The sequence below is a fragment of the Saccharicrinis fermentans DSM 9555 = JCM 21142 genome (assembly GCF_000517085.1).
GTDB lineage: Bacteria > Bacteroidota > Bacteroidia > Bacteroidales > Marinilabiliaceae > Saccharicrinis > Saccharicrinis fermentans.
Map to the genome: position 1 here is coordinate 293,436 of NZ_KI912107.1, position 17,932 is coordinate 311,367.

Consider the following 17,932-nt stretch of genomic DNA (forward strand, 5'->3'; position numbering starts at 1 on the left):
TATGAGTTGTAATAAAATAATTGGTATCCATCAACCTAACTATTTGCCTTGGTTAGGTTACTTCTATAAGATTTATCAATCAGATATATTTGTTTTTTTGGATGATGTGCAATATTCAAATCAAGGGATGCACAACTATACTTATCTTAAAACTTCCAATGGTTCTTTCAGATTGAAATTTCCCGTCAACCAAAAGCATGGCGACCGTATTGACATGGTGACTTCCAAAGATCAGATCAATTGGAAGAAAAAGCACCAGGATACCATTGCTATGAATTATAAGAAAGCACCTTATTTTGAGCAGGTATACAATGACTATACAAATATACTGCTCAACGACTACAAAGATATTGTAGCGCTAAACGCTGCTTTCATTCAGTTTTTTTCTAAAAAACTGGGGTTCAAAACGCAGTTTGTACGTTCGTCGGAGTTAGGAATAGAAGCCAGTAAAACAGAAAAAATATTGGGTATTTGTGCTGCGTTGAAAGGCGATGTCTATTATTCTGGAACGGGAGCTAAGGCTTATCAGAATAAGGAAGATTTTGATGCACAGGGTGTTGAGTTGAGATACTCTGTGTTTAAACCAGTTGAATACCCACAATTATGGAAAGATTTCCAATCAAATGTTTCGGCACTTGATTTTTTTATGAATTGTGGTTATGATTTTAGCTTGATATTAAAGGCACAGGAAGAACAAAAAATAGATCAATAATGGAAATAGGTAGTTTTATTGGCTTAGATCTGGAAGGAACAGGAGAGTATTACAATAATCAGTTGGGTATGGCTCGGCTAAATTCGGCACGGGCAGGTATTTATCATGCATGCAAATTATATCATTGTACAACTGTTCATTTACCATATTATTTATGTCCTTCGGTTCATCAATATTTGAGCGAGCATGGAATAGTAACCCAAAAGTATTATTGTAATGATCGGTTTGAACCGATGGGGGTAAAGCCTAAAGAAAATGAAGCTATTATTGTTGTTAACTATTTTGGTATTATCGCCCATAAAAATATGCAAAAGGTAGCAGATAGATATAAAAATGTGATTGTGGACAATTCAGCTGCATTTTATGCAAGCCCCATAGATGGGTGTTATAATATCTATTCTCCTCGTAAATTTTTTGGTGTTCCTGATGGCTGTTATGTCATTGGCGATTGTGCCTCTAAAGGAATCGTACAATATGATGAGGACTATTCCTCTGAAACGGCGTCGTTTTTATTTAAAACCATTGAGTTTGGCACCAATGCGACCTATCAGGAGCGAATGAAAAATGAACAGCGAATTGATCAGTCAGCGCCTTTGAGGATGTCGCAGCTAACTCATACTTTATTGAAAAATATCAACTACGCAAGGATCGGAAAAAAAAGGGTGGAAAATTTCATGTATGCCCATTTCATGTTTAGTAAAATAAACAAGATTGATCCCTTGATGCTTTTAGATAAATCATGTGTGCCCATGGTTTATCCTTTGGTGATTGAATCTGCAGATTTGGACAAGAAACTTCGTGAACATAATATCTATGTGGGTCGTTTATGGAATAATGTGTTGAAAGAAGTGGCCATGGATACTTTTGAAGCCCACATGTCTAAGTTTATGATTCCTCTACCAATTGATCAGAGGTATAGCAGAAAAGAGATGAATTTTATTTATGAAGTGGTAACAGATATTCTAAAGGAAGAGTGATGACCAATACCCTGTCATTACAATACAGTTGTGGTAGAACCGTTTTTATTAAACTCCGAGGGTGCATGAAAACTTCGTAAAAGAGTTTTTAAAGTATTTTCTAGTGTAAAATAATGTCGATGAAATAAATTGATAAATACTGATTTATCTGCGTGGATAGATGGTTGTATTTATGAAGCGTTTCATCGGGTAATTGAAAAATATATATTAAAGATGGATAGTGCAATAACATCACCGCAAAAAGTAATTTATGCAAAACATTTAAAGGATGATTTCGGGATAAGTGTTGTCTCCATACCGAATATAGATGCACATGAATGGGATGCTTTCTTAAACAAGACGCAAGAGTCTAGCTATTTTTCTACTTCAGCATGGTGGAAAACATTTAAAAACGCTTATGTCTTGCAAGTGAGAAATAAAAATAGGGAGCTGGTAGCAGGAATTCCATTTAGAATATTAGAGGTAATACCTATTATAGGAAAGTTTTTTAAATTTTCATGGTGTGATTCTTCAGTGCTCGTTACGGATACGTATTCACAAAAAGATGCCTATACACTTAAAAAGATGGTGTTTTTAAAACTGGTTTCATTTCTGAAAAAGAGGAACGTGATTGTGCTGAATGTCTCGTCTAAGTCTGTTTCGCATGATAAAGAGTTATTTTTAGAATTGTTTGATTCATCCACAAAGTGTGCTACCATTGTCAATGATATTACTTTAAGCGATGATGATTTATATGCTAGCTTTAAAAAAGGTAAAAGATATGCCATTCGCAAAGCGCTAAAGAACCAAGTTGAAGTAAAAGTAAAGGAAGGTGAAGATGCTTTTTCTTTGATTGCTGATTATTGCCATCTGCAGGAGAAAATGTTTGCGCATAAAAGTGCTTATTATAGTCGTATTTACTATAAATCAGCTCGTTATTTAAAAAATATATTGAGTCATTCACCGCGGTCATACGTTGCCATAGCGTATTATCAGGGACAGCCTGTGGCCGGTAATATTATGGTTTCGCATAAAGATATGATTTATGCATATCTGGGAGCCTCCGATAATGAGTTAAATAGAGCCACAGATGGTTCTTCTTTGTTGGAGTTTGAAATGATGAAGTTTGCTCGTGATAAGGGGTTTAAACAGTATGATCTGGTTGGTATTACCATAGAAAAACCGGATAAATCGGATCCTTTGTATGGTATTTACTCTTATAAAATTGGATTTGGCGGTGAGATACGTCAATATGATAGTTGTGGATATTCCATTCGTAAGCGAAGGTATTTGTTTGTATGGTGGTTGCGAAAATTTGAAACAAACCCCTTGGCTTTGAAAATTTATCAGGCCATAAATCGAAATCATCATATCAATGACAATGATACGTGAAAGGTGATTAGGTCCTGATATAGCATTTATAAACCATCGTTGGGATAGGAAGTGTATTGTTGAATGAGATCGTAAATGTTATTCTATGGAGCAAAGATTGACCATAAGAAATAGTGCACATGAGCTGGTGGCTGTTCTTCCTTTTCGCTTGTTGTCTATGATGCCTATTGCTGAACGTTTTTTTAGAACATGTTGGCTCGATTCTTCGGTTTTGGTAAACGCTTCGTTGCTCGAAGATGAACAGCATCAATTAGAAATGTGATACGAAAAGCTCAAAACTTAGGGGTGGAAGTTAAAAAGGAGTTTGGAGGCGAATATCAGGTGTTTGACTGTTCTAGTTTTGTGATCCAAAAATACCGGTATAAATTGGTTTGGCGTCTTCGAAAACTTGAGAATCATTCATTGGCTAAATGGGTGTATAAAATGCTAAAGAAAAAAGAATATAATTAGCCTGATTTATTTCTGAGTAGGTTAGGTTAGATAATACTATACTTTTATGACACATAATATTTTGATTGTAGCTCCTCATCCCGACGATGAGGTATTGGGTTGTGGTGGATTGATAAAAAAGAAATCCTTATTAGGGCATCATGTGTACGTGTTGGTGGTTACACGTGGATCTGCAAAACGATACAGTGAGGAGAAAGTGCTAAACGTGCGGGAAGAGGCCAAGAAGGCTCACCGAATTTTGGGAGTGAAAGAGACTATCTTTCTTGATTTTCCAGCACCAGATCTGGATCTGGTTTCCAAGGCTGATATGTCAGGTGAGATTTCTAAGGTTATTCAGCAGTATAAAATACACGAATTGTTTTTGCCACACAGGGGAGATATTCATCACGATCATCAAGCAGTATTCAATGCTGGCCTGGTGGCTGCCAGACCTGTACAGGGTAATACAGTAAAAAAGCTGTATGCATACGAAACTCTATCGGAAACAGAATGGGCTGCTCCTTTTGCATCAGATATTTTTGTACCCACTTATTTTGTGGATGTTAGCAATGAATTCTCATTTAAGTTAAAAGCCATGGAGGAGTTTAAAAGTCAACTGAGAGCCTTCCCTAATTCAAGGTCACTTGAAGCTATCTCTTCATTGGCTAAATACAGGGGATGCACTGTTGGTTATCGTTATGCGGAAGCCTTTATGGTAGTTCGTATAATAGAATGATGAATTGGTGTAAAAAATGAGACAATAATATCTTTTTCTAAAAAAGATACGCTAAAAAAAGTTTATATTCGGTATGTAACTCGCGCCTGTTTTATTGGCTTGGATGATACTTTTTCAAATGAGTCATGATGAACCTTTTCTCATTCATAAAAATGACAATTGGGGCATGTTAGATGTGACCATTGAAAGAAAATATAAACATATGAAACTGGCATGGGCAGTGCAAATAATTGGACACACAGGTGAATGATTGAAATTTGCACAGCTCAGTGAAGTTTTATTAATTTTTAATCATATGCAAGATAAATTTATTGTTGCGCTGGCTGAAGCGCTAGAAATGGAAGAATCAGAAATTAATTTTTCGGATCATTTTAGAGATTATGAAAGTTATGATTCTTTGGCTGAGCTATCAGTATTGGCTATGCTGGATGCTGATTTTGGGGTGGAACTGGAAATGAAAGAGTATAATACTTTTGTTACGGTTGAAGACCTTTTTAAACGCGTTTCTGCAAAAAACTAAATATCTACCATAATGGCTTTGTTTTCTTTTGATAATATTGGAATAAAGGGGATTGCAGGAGCTGTGCCCAAGCATGTTATTGACAATTACAATTATGACGAGTTCTTTTCGAAGGATGAGATAAAAGAAGTTGTTGATAAAATAGGAGTAAAGGAGCGCAGATTTGCAGATAAGGATACGTGTGCGTCAGATTTGTGTTTTGCTGCTGCTGAGAAACTGTTAGAAGGAATGAATATTAATAGGGAAGAAATTGATCTGTTAATATTTATTTCTCAAACACCTGATTACAGAATGCCTGCCACATCTATTATTTTGCAGGAACGTTTGAAGTTGCCCAAATCAACCATTGCTTTTGATGTCACCTTGGGGTGTTCGGCTTTTTTATATGGTCTTTCCATCGCCTTTTCGATGATCAGTTCTGGAGCAGTAAAAAGAGCATTGATATTGGATGGAGAAACCAGGTCTAAGGTGTATTCAAAAAGAGATCGTAAAACCAGTTTTTTATTTGGTGATGCAGGTGTTGCTGCCCTGGTTGAAGGGGGTGGTGAATTTGGAAAGAGTTGGTTCTCATTGAATTCAGATGGTGAAAGGGAATCACTGATAAAAATTCCGGCAGGAGGATATCGTCAGATGTCCAGTGAGGAAACCGTCAAGGAAAAAGTGATAGATGAGTACGGCAATATGAGATCTGATGAACAGGCTTATATGAATGGTGCGGATGTATTTAATTTCGTGTTACGTGAAATACCACGCGATTTTAAACGTCTGAATGAGTATGCACAGAATGATCTTGATAAAGTCGATTATTTTGTTTTTCATCAGGCCAATAGTTATATCAATGGATTTATCGCCAGAAAACTGAAGCTGCCTGCTGATAAAATCCCATCTACCATCGAAAAATATGGCAATACTTCCTCTGTATCCATCCCTATAACCATTGTGTCTGAATTAAAAGATAAGCTTAAGAGTCATACTCGTTTGATGTTAAGTGGCTTTGGGGTGGGGTTGTCATGGGGTACGGCTATACTTGATGTGGAAGATTGTTATGTGGCAGACATTGTAGAGGTATAGGGGTGTTGTGTATAAGTAATTGATCATTGAACCTAAAACTATATTCATGGGTAATCATCCATTTACATTGAATGATAAATTAGTGCTGGTTACTGGTGCTTCTTCGGGCATTGGCAGACAATGTGCCATTACTTGTAGTCGGCTGGGTGCAGTTGTGGTTTTGCTTGGTAGAGATGAAAATAGGTTAAGCGAAACCATGGAAGCAATGCACCATAAAGATAGACATGAGTCTGTGCAGATAGATTTATGTGAGTTCGATCGCATACCTGCTATGGTGAAGAATTTGACTCAGCGTTTGGGAATGATATCCGGATTAATCAATTGTGCTGGTGTTTCTACTACTTTACCGCTGAATGCACTATCGGTTGATAAAATGAACAGTTTTATGGAAACAAATGTGTTTTCTGCCTTGAATTTAACTAAATATGTAGTGAGTTCCTCTAACTTTTCCAAGGAGGGAGGCAGTGTTATTTTTTTGAGTTCGGTAATGGGGGTGGTAGGAGCAAAAGGAAAAACACTTCATTCCATGACCAAAGGGGCACTGGTGTCGGCCTCTAAATCCATGGCTGTAGAATTGGGTGCTCGTAAAATAAGGGTGAACACAGTATCGCCCGGAGTGGTGGAAACTCCCATGTCGAAATCAGCCATTTATTCCAGAAATAAAGAGGCGCTTGAATTTGTAAAAGAACAACATCCGCTTGGTTTGGGTGAACCAGAGGATGTGGCCAATGCTTGTGCTTTTTTATTATCAGAGGGTTCCAAATGGATTACTGGAACCAATATGATAGTGGATGGCGGATATTTGGCAAAATAGACTAAAAAATGATGGTTGATGTTATAATAATAGGGGCAGGAGGACATGCCGCTGAGGTGAATGATTATATAATTTGTTCCAAGGGAAGGAATGGAAACCCGGATATAAATGTGATAGGATTCATTGATGATGATCCGGATAGCTATAAGTCTTATAACTATGATGCGCCTTATCTGGGAAGCCTTGGAAATCATGATGTTTCTCTTAAATATTTTTATATAATGGCCATTGCCAATATAAAATACAGGAGACCTATAATTGATGATTTTTTAAAAAAGGGAGCACGTTTTATCTCCTTGTTTCACCAATCGGCTTATATTTCTAAGTCGGCACGTATTGGAACCGGAACTATTTTGGGACCCAATGTAAATATTGGACCCAATGTACATGTGGGATGTTATAACTTGATTAATTCTCGTGCTAGTTTAGGTCATGATACGAAGATGGGAAGTTTTAATTTTATTAGTCCCAATGTCAGTTTCTCAGGGAATACCTGCATTGGTGATGAGAATTTGTTTGGGATTAATAGTGCTACATTGCCCGGTGTTTCATTGGGGCATCGAAACAAAATATCAGCCGGTATGATTGTAGATCAGAATGTGAATGACGATAGCGTTGTTTTTTATCGTTTCAAAGAAAAAATTATAGCAGTACCTAAAAAGTAATTCGATGCATACAAATAAGCAGAGAGTATACCTCTCTTCTCCGCATATGTCAGGAGATGAACAGAAATACATAAGGGAAGCCTTTGATAATAATTGGATTGCACCTCTTGGACCCAATGTAAATGCATTTGAGGAAACACTGGCGGAGTACTGTGGGGTGAAGTACGCGGCAGCTCTTAGTTCTGGAACGTCTGCTATTCACCTGGCACTGATCATGCTAGGGGTTGGGGTTGGGGATGAGGTGTTGGTCTCTACCTTTACTTTCTCAGCTTCAGTTAATCCAATTGTATACCAAGGTGCTAAGCCTGTATTTATTGATAGTGAAAGAGATACCTGGAATATGGATCCGGAACTTCTGGAGCAAGCATTAAAGGCAAGGAAAGCCAAAGGGCAGCATTTTATGCCCAAGGCCATTATTATTGTTCATTTATATGGTATGCCTGCAAAAATGGATCAGATAGTGGAGGTGGCTAATTATTATGGGGTACCCATTATTGAAGATGCAGCAGAAGCTTTGGGTAGCAGATATGATGAAAAGCCCTTGGGATCATGGGGTATGATGTCTGCCTTATCCTTTAACGGCAACAAAATTATCACTACCTCTGGAGGAGGAGCTTTGCTGTCTAATCACAAAAAACAGGTGGATGATGCACGGTTTCTGGCTACGCAGGCCAGAGATCAAGCCCCTCATTATCAACATAGCCAAATTGGCTATAATTATCGAATGAGTAATGTTTTAGCAGGGATAGGACGTGGCCAAATGGAAGTTATTGATGATCGAGTTCAGCAACGAAGAAATAACTTTAGTTTTTATAAGGCACAGTTACAGGAAATAGCATGTTTGTCTTTTCAGGAAGAATCAGATGCGCGTTTTTTTTCCAATCGTTGGTTGACTACCATGTTAATTGATCCTGAAAAAAGCAGTGTTACTCATGCTGAAATAAGTGCTGAATTAGAGAAACATAATATTGAGTCCAGACCGCTTTGGAAACCGATGCATTTACAACCTGTATTTGAACGGTATTCTGCTTATTTGAATGGAGTGTCGGAAGATCTTTTTTCGAAGGGTATATGCCTTCCGTCGGGCTCTAATCTTTCGGAATCGGACAGGAGCAAAATTGTTGATGTTATTAAACAGTGTTTTATTTAAATAGTGGCTGCAAGAAAAGGACTGTTTTTTCAGTCTTTGATAAGAAAGCTTCAAAGACAAGGCTTTCGATAGTTTTGAAACCAAGGAGTTTACTGATTGTAAATGACTGTTTCAAAAATGAGAATAACGCAGTATTTGGAGTTTTCTTGCAAAGACTAAATATGCGTCGTGGCATCATCACTAAGCCGACAAAAGAGTTAAATAATTTGGGGTGTGGAATAAAAATGATAAGGAAACAATGAGTAGAGCAAAGCTAATACATAAAACACATCTTTATAAGTTGTTCAGGCCATGGTTTGGAGGAGTTGGACATGTTATAATGTTTCATCGTATTTTTAATGAGGATGAGCGTCTGATTACTAAGGGATTGCAGGTGAGTCAGGATTATCTGGAAAACATTATAAAGCATTTTATTGCGCAAAAGATAGATATCGTTTCACTGGATGAGTGTTACCGTCGATTAACGACCTCAAAAAGAAGCAAGCGTTTTGTGACAATCACTTTTGATGACGGGTATCTGGATAACTTAACACATGCCTTACCTGTTTTTGAAAAATACAAGGTTCCTTTTTCAGTATTTGTAACTACCGGATTTCTTAATGATACAAGTGTTATGTGGTGGTATCTTATGGAAGACCTTATTTTAAATCAGGAAGAATTGAGTTTTAGCTATGGTACCCAAACTTATGAGTATAGCCTGAGGAATGATGAAGAAAAACGAACGGCATTTGCGAAAATAAAAACACTGATATTAAAGTGTAAAAACAAGACAGAATACATGGACTTGTTAAAGACCGTGATAAAAAATACGGATGTAGAAATGAGCGGATTGAATCAAAAGTTAATGCTTTGCCCTGATCAGGTTCGCATGATGAGTGATCATCCTCTTGTAACCATTGGTGCACATACCGTTCATCATATGGCATTGAGTGCCATGACAGAGGATGATGCGGTGCGTGAAATGAAGGAGTCGATCGCTGTGTTAGAGCAAATTACCAATAAAAAGATGGAGTATTTTGCTTATCCATATGGAACAGCGGTGGAGGCAGGTCAACGGGAATTTGATATAGCACGGCGATGTAACTTAAAAATGGCCTTTACCACTGAAAAAAGAAATATATCCCGACATCAAGCACAAAATATATTTTCAATACCTAGGTTGGGTATCAATAGTAATCTGGAGCTGGAGCATATAGATTTTTATATGAATGGGATGAGTGTTGCACGGGATATGATGTTTGGTATTTAGCGATTAGGAAATGTATATCTATTTTGTTATTTGTGTATTTAGATAAAGCGTATAAAAAATGAGGCCACAAGAGTATATGTTAATAGTGTTTAATGCAATTCGTTGCTTTCCGCACTTGGTTTTGTTTTCTGTTCATAGAAACAAGCAAATTATTAAAGCCGATATGAAAAGGGCTTTGGCTGATATGGAAAAGAATTACGGGACTTACTTTGGTTTACTGTATTTGCTTTCTCTGTGTAAGGAGTTTCGTAATCTGTTTTATTATCGAACCAGGCCGTTTTCCTTTTTGCTGCAATTTATTTGTCGAGAACAGTCATCGTTATTTATCCAAACCAAAAGTATAGGTGAAGGATTTACCATTACACATGGTTTTGCTACGGCTATAGGGGCCGAAGCAATTGGTAAAAATTGTACTGTATATCAACAGGTCACCATTGGAGGAACGGATGATGGAGCTCCGGTGTTAAAGGATAATATAAAGGTGTATGCAGGTGCTGTAATCTTTGGTAAGATTACTATTGGAAATAATGTAACAATAGGAGCCAATGCTACTGTTTATATGAATGTACCGGATAACAGTAGTGTACTGCCCGGAACGTCCAAAGTTTTTCGTTGGAAAAGTAAGAAAGAATAAGTGCTGTCATCGTATAATTTAGATCTTCAATCTTTGCTAAATGCTATTTAATTCTATTGATTTTGCGGTTTTTTTGCCCTTGTTTTTTCTGTGTTATTGGCTGGTGGCAAAACGTCTGAGACTCCAGAATATATTTATTGTGGTGGGGAGCTATATCTTTTATGGTTGGTGGGATTGGAGATTTCTGGCCTTGATTCTTTTTAGCACGGTCATTGATTATTCAGTGGGTCGTAAACTGCTGGTGGAGAAAAGAGATAATCGAAGAAAAATGTTGTTGTGGACAAGTGTTATTGTAAATCTAGGATTCCTGGGATTCTTTAAGTATTACAATTTCTTTCTCGATAATTTTGTGGATGCCTTTGCTTTCTTTGGTACTAAAATCAGTGTTAGTTCTTTAAATATTATCCTGCCAGTAGGTATTAGTTTTTACACTTTTCAAACCTTAAGTTATACCATCGATGTATATAAACGAAAATTAGAACCTACTAAAGATTTTATTGCTTTTTCTGCTTTTGTATGTTTTTTTCCTCAATTGGTGGCTGGGCCTATTGAACGTGCTACACAACTTCTTCCTCAATTTTACAAAAAAAGGGTGTTTGAGTTGGATAAGGCCAAGGATGGTATGAGACAGATTCTTTGGGGGCTATTTAAAAAAGTAGTAATAGCAGATAATTGTGCCACATTTGCCAACGATATCTTTAATAATTCAGGGCATATGAATGGTAGTGCCTTGGTTTTGGGGGCCTTGTTTTTTACCTTTCAGATTTATGGCGATTTCTCGGGTTATTCAGATATCGCTATTGGTACTTCGCGTTTATTTGGGTTTCATTTAATGCAGAATTTTGCTTTTCCTTATTTTTCAAGAGACATTGCCGAGTTTTGGCGACGTTGGCACATCTCCTTGTCTACCTGGTTTCGTGATTACGTTTATATTCCATTGGGAGGCAGTAGGGGCGGAATTCGTATGAAAATACGTAATACCTTTATTATTTTTGTGATCAGTGGCTTTTGGCATGGGGCAAATTGGACTTTTATGGTTTGGGGTGTTTTGCATGCCCTTTATTTTTTGCCGTTATTGCTTATGGGTAAAAATAGAACCCATTTGGGAGTGGTTGCTGAAGGAAATATATGGCCTTCTATTAAAGATTTCTTTTCAATCATAGTCACGTTTTCATTAACCCTTTTTGCCTGGATATTTTTTAGAGCTAAAGATTTAGACCATGCGTTTAGTTATATAGCTGGTGTCTTTTCTAAATCATTGTTTGAAAGACCTAACTTCCTTCATCTACGTATGGCTTTTGTTAGTGTAGTATTGATTGTTTTGGCGGTTGTGGTAGAGTGGTTGGGACGAGAGAATAAATATGCATTGGAATCATTGGAGCGTAGGTTTAACAGACCTTATCGTTGGTTTATTTATGCTGTAATTGTATTTGTTATTGGGGTTTATATGAAAACAGAAGAGAGTCCTTTTATATACTTTCAGTTCTAAATTATTGAGTTGATGATAAAATTTTTAAAGCTTTTTGTAAAGTTTGTACCTTTTGCAATAGTTGTTTATTGCATTTTAATATTTGTAACTGGTAGGTATTTGCCTGCCATTGCTACACCTAATATATTAAATAAGGCCATTGTTGGACACACTTTTTCTCGTTTAAAGGAAGCCAAGGAAACAGACAATGTGGATGTTCTTTTCTTGGGATCCTCGCATACTTACAGAGGGTTTGATCCTCGTATTTTTGCGGAGGAAGGTTGGCGTTCGTTTAATTTGGGTTCTAGTGCACAGACACCGTTGCAGACAGAAATTTTATTGGATAGGTATTTGGAACGGCTTAATCCTAAGATGATTGTGTATGAAGTTTACCCAACTACTTTTTCTATAGACGGGGTTGAGTCATTCGTTGATATTTTGTACAACGATCGTGTGGATATGAAGTCTTTATGGAAAGTTTTAGGATTATGGAATATAAGATTGTATAATACCTTGTTGTATCAGTTTCTGCGCGATCCGTTTAACGCCAGATCAGAATATATAGAGCCGATGTATATTGATGGAGATACTTATGTCACAGGAGGATATGTAGAGAAAGATATATCTTATTTTGAGAAGGAAAACTTTCGTACTCAGTCCTGGGATTTTAATGATTCGCAGTTCCAGGCATTTGAGAATACCTTGTCCATCATTAGAAAGAAAGATATTCCATTGGTACTGGTATTTGCTCCTATTACTTCCGCACTTTATGATTCTTATAGTAATAATGATGCGTTTGATGATGTCATGCATGGATACGGAGATTATCTTAATTTTAATGAAATAATAGAGCTCAACGATACATTGCATTTTTTTGACAGTAACCACCTTAATCAAAAGGGAGTAGTTGTTTTTAATCATGAATTTATAAGGATATTGAGAGACAAGGGTTTTTGAGTACCTGATGTATAGCTAATACCGTTTTTAAACGAACTTTTTTGTCGTACGCGTGTTTGATTTGCAGCAGGGCTTGCCTGTTATTTATTATCTCTACTTTAGTATTTATGCAGAGCGAGTAAGGGGTGTGCTGCGTGTTTTTTAATCCTTTTTTTAAGCAAAGATGGTGTCTCCATAATTTAATCGATGATAGTTTATGAAACCAGCATTGGGAATTGTTTCACACAAGAGGATGATTAATGTTGGAAAATTCCATATGACCATTGAAAAATAAATTTAAATATATGAAAAAACAGGTTGTTCTCATGGTATTTTTAGCCATGTACTTAATGAATCATGCACAGGTGGTGGCAGATCATACCGTGGTTGATCAGTATGATAGAATTCCTCAAAAGTGGATTGATATTGTTAAAACAAAGTGGGTTTCCATATCGGGCGCTTCACATGCTACAGCTTATCATCGTGGTCTGCAAGAATTATATGATATAGATTCTAATTACCCGGTTACAGTTCAGTATGATGGTGTTCCTAATGGCTATCAAACCAATGCTTTAAGAAGTAGTGGGGCGACTTGGGGAAGCTATTCGACGCCGGATCAATGGACATATATTATAGGTAGAGGGGACTGGTGGACAAACGATGTGGCTTTGGAGAGGATAAAGAAGCATTTGCAATATTGTCATGATAACGGCCCGGAATTGTTTGCCATGTTGTATGGTTGGTCATTTGATGCGAATTTTGATCATGTATATGGTAATGGACCCTATGGCGAGGTAGATCCGGTTTACCATGTGAGATGGGCAGGAAGTACTTTATATGGGAAGGATGGTAATTTACCTTTTGGTTTGAATCGGATGGACTCGCTGCTTGTAGGCAATGGCGTTAGTATGAATAATTATATTAATAGTGTAGAAGCCTATAATCAATATTGCGAAGATCAAGATATTAAGACCAAAGTTATATTTTCTACAGGTCCGGTAGACGATAATGATACGCAAGGATGGAATATTAATGAACGTGGTTATCAGCAATATTTGAAGTGGCAATACATTAGAGATTATGTGGAGGGAAAAGAGGATGTGTATTTTTTCGATCTGGCTGATATTTTAAGTTATAATGACAAAGGGGAGCAGGCCACTACGGTTTGGACTGATCATAATTCTGTGGAGCAAAGATTTCCAATTATTCATCCTGATAATATGAAGGGAGATTATATTGGGCATATTGGTACAGTGGGTGCTATGAGGTTGGGAAAAGCTATGTGGTGGATGTTGGCTCGATTGGCCGGTTGGGAAGGGGATCAACCAACTGATATTCAAAAGAAAAATGACGATGAAGGAATCAAGGTAAGTGTAAGCCAGGATCAGGTAAATGTAAGTTGTGATACAAATGCTGAAGGACAATTGGTAAGTTTGCATAGTCTTTCAGGGCAGCTTTTGGATGTGCAACAAATAAATGGTAGTGCCTGCCGTTTTCAAATAAGCTCATTGCCTAAAGGTATTTATCTTGTGGTGCTAGAGTCGGATGTTGGTGGTGCTAAAAAAATTATAAAAATGTAAGTGTCTTTTTTCAACGATTGAGAGACAAACTATTTTATTGATATGAAAGCCGGACACATTGGGGACCGGCTTTTTTTGGGTGATGTGTTCTCTATGTCATTTCAAGCCTTGACCTGTCAGTGCGGTGTTTTCTCCGTTGTGCTCAACAATATCTAAAACACGGTTAAAGAATAATTGCGAAGCTTTCTCAGAGAATTTTCCACCTGGGTGCGAATTATAAGGTGTAAGGGCCCATTCATCTTTAAAATATAGCTCACCTTCTGTTTGAAGCTCATATAGATCCCAAATAAATATATTATCTCCTTGTTCATTCCATTCGTTAATAACCCAGTTGTGAAATTCTTTGGCTCTCAATGCTTGGTCTTGAGGTAGGTAATATTTAACTTGCACAGCACCCGTTGATACAATAAACTTAGTATTTGGAAACTCGTGCATTTTTCTTTTTAACGCATTATATTGAAGCTTGTAGTTTGCCAAGGTTTTTATTTCTGAATGAATGTCTGCTGAATCCTGATTTTCCACAATGTTGCTGGATGGATAGCAGTGTTTAAAAACAATTACCTGATATTGTTGGGTCAACATCTCAAGGGTAGGTTCTTCCATATAGGGGGTTGGCCCACCATTCTTTACCCATATGTTGTAATAATCGTAAGGATAATTGTTCCAACCGTAGGGTGATTTTTTAGGAAATTCCATCTCCGTAAAGCTATATCTGGTGTGGTTTTTCTCATTGTATTGCCGCATTAAGGACGGTACGCGTGGGCCGCCTGTAATGAATTCAAAAAGCCAAGGACTTACTCTATCTGCAATTTTCACAAGTATTGTGCGATTTATTCCGTTCCAAATATAACTTCCTGTGCTGTGGTGAAGAAATACAATGTTTATATCTGTTTCCATAGTCTCATTATTTACTGTGCCATTGGTATTGTCACACGAAAGTATGCTTATTATTAATGCCGGGAAGATGAGAAAATATAATATACCCTTCATATTGTTTATGTATTATTTTTTTGTTCCAGATAATAAAAATATATGTACTATTAAGAACGTTTATTTTTAATTAAAAAACAAGAAGTGAAGCGTATTGTTTAAAAAAACCGCATGCAACAAAGGAAGTCCTTTGGCATGCGGTTTTTTTAAATATTAATGGGATAGCTGTCGCTATTACTGTTTCGTAACCTTGGTGCTCAGTATGTTGTTGTCTTTGTTTAAGGTTATCTTATAATTTCCTTTTTCTAATGGTGAAAGATTTAGCACCATTTTATTTAGGTTTTGCTGAGCAGGGTAGTAGTCTGACATAACGACCTCTCCCAATTCGTCGGAAACGGTTACAGATAAGGTAGCTGGTTCCGGACAAGTAAATTGGATAGCAAACAGATCGGTGGTTGGGTTCGGGAATTTTTTAACAATTTTGTAATCAACATCAATATCAGCAGGTATTTTGGTGACTTTTACGGAAACAGATGAGGAGCCATCGTTAAGTTTGACGGTGTAAATTCCAGATTCATATGTTGATAAATCAATGTTTACCTTGTTGTTATATCCCTCAGTGGCATTACTGCTGGATGATAGTAATTGGTTTCCTGTTTCGTTTAAAACAATTACAGAAACCGAGCCTGTTATTGGAGAATAATAAGAAACCGAGACCATGTCGAGTGTTTTCTCGGGTGAATACTGAGTGATTTTTAATGGATTGTAGTTGTTTGGGATATATTCTGCATATCCTATATCCGGACTGTCTCCATAGTATGGAGTGCCCACATCAATACCCGCATCAATCAGATCAGAGCCTGTGTTTAGCTTTCCAAAAGTGATATCAGGTAAAGATCCGTCTTCTTTTCTGGGAAGTTCCAGTTGTGACAAATCTAAACTCACAAAATCGTCATCTGTAACAATGACTGAGTCAGTTGGTTGCCACCAAGGTAAGCTACCAATGATTTCGGGGCCGGCAAAGTCCCATGTGTTATTGCTTTCGGTATAGGTGTTGACACTAGATAGATTGTAAGGTCTGCCCCCTGCATCATCCTGAACGGTTTTGTAGATAATGTTGTTATAGTATGTGCTGGGTGTAATTCCTTCAAAAGCAGGGTTTACATTGATTTCTATACCAATTCCATTGGCATATGAAAAGTTATTGTATACCAAGGCACGGTTAGGGTAATAGGGTGAATAAGCCAGTTCATAAAAGCCAAAACCCGCATTGTTGGCCGAAATACAATTTTTTACTATCTTACGTACGCCAGGAATATTGGGGCCTATTAGCGTGTTGCCATCAGCTGTTTGTACTGCTCCAGAGCCTCTGTTGGCCCCAAATTTAAAACCATTACCATCCAATGCATCTTCTAATTTATGACCAAACGACCAGCACTTCTCAAAAATTGTTAGTCCCGGACCACTGATATCAAAACCGTCGTCTCCACAATTCCAGGCTCTACAACCATAAAAATATAAATAGGTACCTTCCTCGGCGTCCATCTTGACAGCATCGGAGCCGTTACCGGGAACCTCGCTTAAAAGGTCCACACAGTCGTATATATCGCAATTGATAAAACGGGTGGTGTCAGTAGGTATTTCAGGGATGTCAGGATGTCCAGCTACTCCCCAGTAGCTCATACCACGACCACCAACATTATGAACGGTTAAATTTTCAAAAGTCATATAGCTGCACATGCCTGCGCCAACGCCACTAGCTAGTTCGCCTGATTCGGGTTGAGGAACGTTACGTATGGTAAGCCCCTTGACATGAATCCAACTTGTTTCGTAAAAGTCCAATGCCCCGTTAAACCGGTTTCCTGTCATGTCCACCTGTGAACAATCTAAAACAGGTTTTTCTCCCGGGTAGGCGAAAAAACGTATGGGTTTTTCTCTGGTTCCCGCATGTCCAATGCCATCACCAACATGAATTTCACAGATGGTACTTCCTCTTGAATGATCCTGAGGATACCAAACACCTCCCCTAAAGTAAACTGTCTCTCCAGCCTGGGCTGTTTCAAATGCCTTCTGCCAGGTGGCAAAAGGTCTTTCGTAGCTCCCGGGGCCCGAATCGTCCCCATCAACTGCTACGTAGTAATCTCCCCCAATGTCTTGTGCCGATAATAATATCGGTAAAAACATACATACAATCAGTATTAACTTCTTCATTGTTGTGAATTTTGTGTTGTGTTGTGTTGTGTTGTGTTGTGTTGTGTTGTCTGAAGGCTCATTCTATTTCTAAAAGCCTTCCTTGCGCTAACGAAAATTTAAGTCGTTTTATTTTAAAAGTATGGATTATATTCTATTGTGCAAATTTACGAGTTAATTTTAATATAGTTTCAAATATTTGAATATTAGCCCTTTTTAAACTTTTCGACATAAAAGTTTTACAGAGTATTTTCTAAGTGGTGGTTTTTCTTGTGTCTTTATCTTTGTTTTCAATGAACTCCTGAAACAGGCTGAAATAGGCTTGTATCAAAGTGAAATCAGCATTCTTAAAGCGGGTTTAATTTGTAAATACTAAAAGATTGGTGTGTTTTAGTGAAAAGCTTGTTTTTTAGAGTTTTAGTTTAGTCAATAAACTAAAAGCGTTTGTCAATTAATGCTTCTTACTCATGTACCGTTAGCTTATATTGTACAATAAATAA

At 37.4% G+C, this 17,932-nt stretch carries 18 protein-coding genes; 16 read left to right on the forward strand and 2 right to left on the reverse strand.

Annotated features, from left to right (window positions below; translation table 11 throughout):
- The first annotated feature begins 1 nt into the window (after position 1).
- From CYTFE_RS0101385 to CYTFE_RS0101470, 16 genes are all read left to right on the forward strand, one after another.
- Complete coding sequence (locus CYTFE_RS0101385; RefSeq protein WP_044212835.1) at positions 2-712, forward strand: WbqC family protein; 711 nt, start codon at positions 2-4, stop codon at positions 710-712.
- Positions 712-1,689 (forward strand): hypothetical protein, encoded by a 978-nt coding sequence (locus tag CYTFE_RS0101390; RefSeq protein ID WP_027470340.1) that lies wholly within the window; start codon positions 712-714, stop codon positions 1,687-1,689. Before CYTFE_RS0101385 ends, CYTFE_RS0101390 begins: the two co-directional genes overlap by 1 nt.
- Before the next feature lie 213 nt (positions 1,690-1,902).
- Complete coding sequence (locus tag CYTFE_RS0101395) at positions 1,903-3,060, forward strand: lipid II:glycine glycyltransferase FemX (protein ID WP_027470341.1); 1,158 nt, start codon at positions 1,903-1,905, stop codon at positions 3,058-3,060.
- Positions 3,061-3,145: 85 nt separating this feature from the next.
- On the forward strand, positions 3,146-3,322 hold the full coding sequence (locus CYTFE_RS29755; RefSeq protein ID WP_154665598.1) for a hypothetical protein: 177 nt from the start codon (positions 3,146-3,148) through the stop codon (positions 3,320-3,322).
- The gene (locus CYTFE_RS0101405; RefSeq protein WP_027470342.1) at positions 3,319-3,510 is read left to right on the forward strand and encodes a hypothetical protein; all 192 of its coding nucleotides are present in this window, start codon (positions 3,319-3,321) and stop codon (positions 3,508-3,510) included. The genes CYTFE_RS29755 and CYTFE_RS0101405 overlap by 4 nt, the downstream gene beginning before the upstream one ends.
- A 46-nt stretch (positions 3,511-3,556) precedes the next feature.
- On the forward strand, positions 3,557-4,225 hold the full coding sequence (locus CYTFE_RS0101410; protein WP_027470343.1) for a PIG-L deacetylase family protein: 669 nt from the start codon (positions 3,557-3,559) through the stop codon (positions 4,223-4,225).
- Between the two features lie 295 nt (positions 4,226-4,520).
- Positions 4,521-4,745 carry an acyl carrier protein gene (locus CYTFE_RS0101420; protein ID WP_027470344.1) on the forward strand — a complete coding sequence of 75 codons (225 nt, stop codon included), beginning with the start codon at positions 4,521-4,523 and terminating at the stop codon, positions 4,743-4,745.
- Between the two features lie 12 nt (positions 4,746-4,757).
- Positions 4,758-5,816 (forward strand): ketoacyl-ACP synthase III, encoded by a 1,059-nt coding sequence (locus CYTFE_RS0101425; RefSeq protein WP_027470345.1) that lies wholly within the window; start codon positions 4,758-4,760, stop codon positions 5,814-5,816.
- Positions 5,817-5,862: 46 nt separating this feature from the next.
- Positions 5,863-6,630 carry an SDR family NAD(P)-dependent oxidoreductase gene (locus CYTFE_RS0101430; RefSeq protein WP_027470346.1) on the forward strand — a complete coding sequence of 256 codons (768 nt, stop codon included), beginning with the start codon at positions 5,863-5,865 and terminating at the stop codon, positions 6,628-6,630.
- A gap of 8 nt (positions 6,631-6,638) precedes the next feature.
- Positions 6,639-7,295 carry an acetyltransferase gene (locus tag CYTFE_RS0101435; protein ID WP_052342916.1) on the forward strand — a complete coding sequence of 219 codons (657 nt, stop codon included), beginning with the start codon at positions 6,639-6,641 and terminating at the stop codon, positions 7,293-7,295.
- A 4-nt stretch (positions 7,296-7,299) separates the two neighbouring features.
- Positions 7,300-8,445: a DegT/DnrJ/EryC1/StrS family aminotransferase gene (locus tag CYTFE_RS0101440; protein WP_027470348.1), complete on the forward strand. Its 1,146-nt coding sequence runs from the start codon at positions 7,300-7,302 to the stop codon at positions 8,443-8,445.
- Positions 8,446-8,656: 211 nt separating this feature from the next.
- On the forward strand, positions 8,657-9,694 hold the full coding sequence (locus tag CYTFE_RS0101450) for a polysaccharide deacetylase family protein (protein WP_152541741.1): 1,038 nt from the start codon (positions 8,657-8,659) through the stop codon (positions 9,692-9,694).
- A gap of 58 nt (positions 9,695-9,752) precedes the next feature.
- On the forward strand, positions 9,753-10,328 hold the full coding sequence (locus CYTFE_RS0101455) for a serine acetyltransferase (protein WP_052342917.1): 576 nt from the start codon (positions 9,753-9,755) through the stop codon (positions 10,326-10,328).
- A gap of 40 nt (positions 10,329-10,368) precedes the next feature.
- Entirely contained in the window at positions 10,369-11,817 is a 1,449-nt protein-coding gene (locus CYTFE_RS0101460; RefSeq protein ID WP_027470352.1) for an MBOAT family O-acyltransferase, read from the forward strand.
- A 12-nt stretch (positions 11,818-11,829) separates the two neighbouring features.
- A complete protein-coding gene (locus CYTFE_RS0101465) occupies positions 11,830-12,753 on the forward strand; it encodes a hypothetical protein (protein WP_027470353.1) in 924 nt (307 codons plus the stop codon).
- Between the two features lie 284 nt (positions 12,754-13,037).
- A complete protein-coding gene (locus tag CYTFE_RS0101470; protein ID WP_027470354.1) occupies positions 13,038-14,312 on the forward strand; it encodes a T9SS type A sorting domain-containing protein in 1,275 nt (424 codons plus the stop codon).
- A gap of 96 nt (positions 14,313-14,408) precedes the next feature.
- On the opposite strand, the gene CYTFE_RS0101475 is transcribed toward CYTFE_RS0101470, so the two are convergent.
- Positions 14,409-15,209, reverse strand: coding sequence for a hypothetical protein (locus CYTFE_RS0101475; RefSeq protein WP_052342918.1), 801 nt, complete (start codon positions 15,207-15,209; stop codon positions 14,409-14,411).
- Between the two features lie 267 nt (positions 15,210-15,476).
- Positions 15,477-17,453: a T9SS type A sorting domain-containing protein gene (locus tag CYTFE_RS0101480; protein WP_081735879.1), complete on the reverse strand. Its 1,977-nt coding sequence runs from the start codon at positions 17,451-17,453 to the stop codon at positions 15,477-15,479.
- Positions 17,454-17,932: the final 479 nt, after the last annotated feature.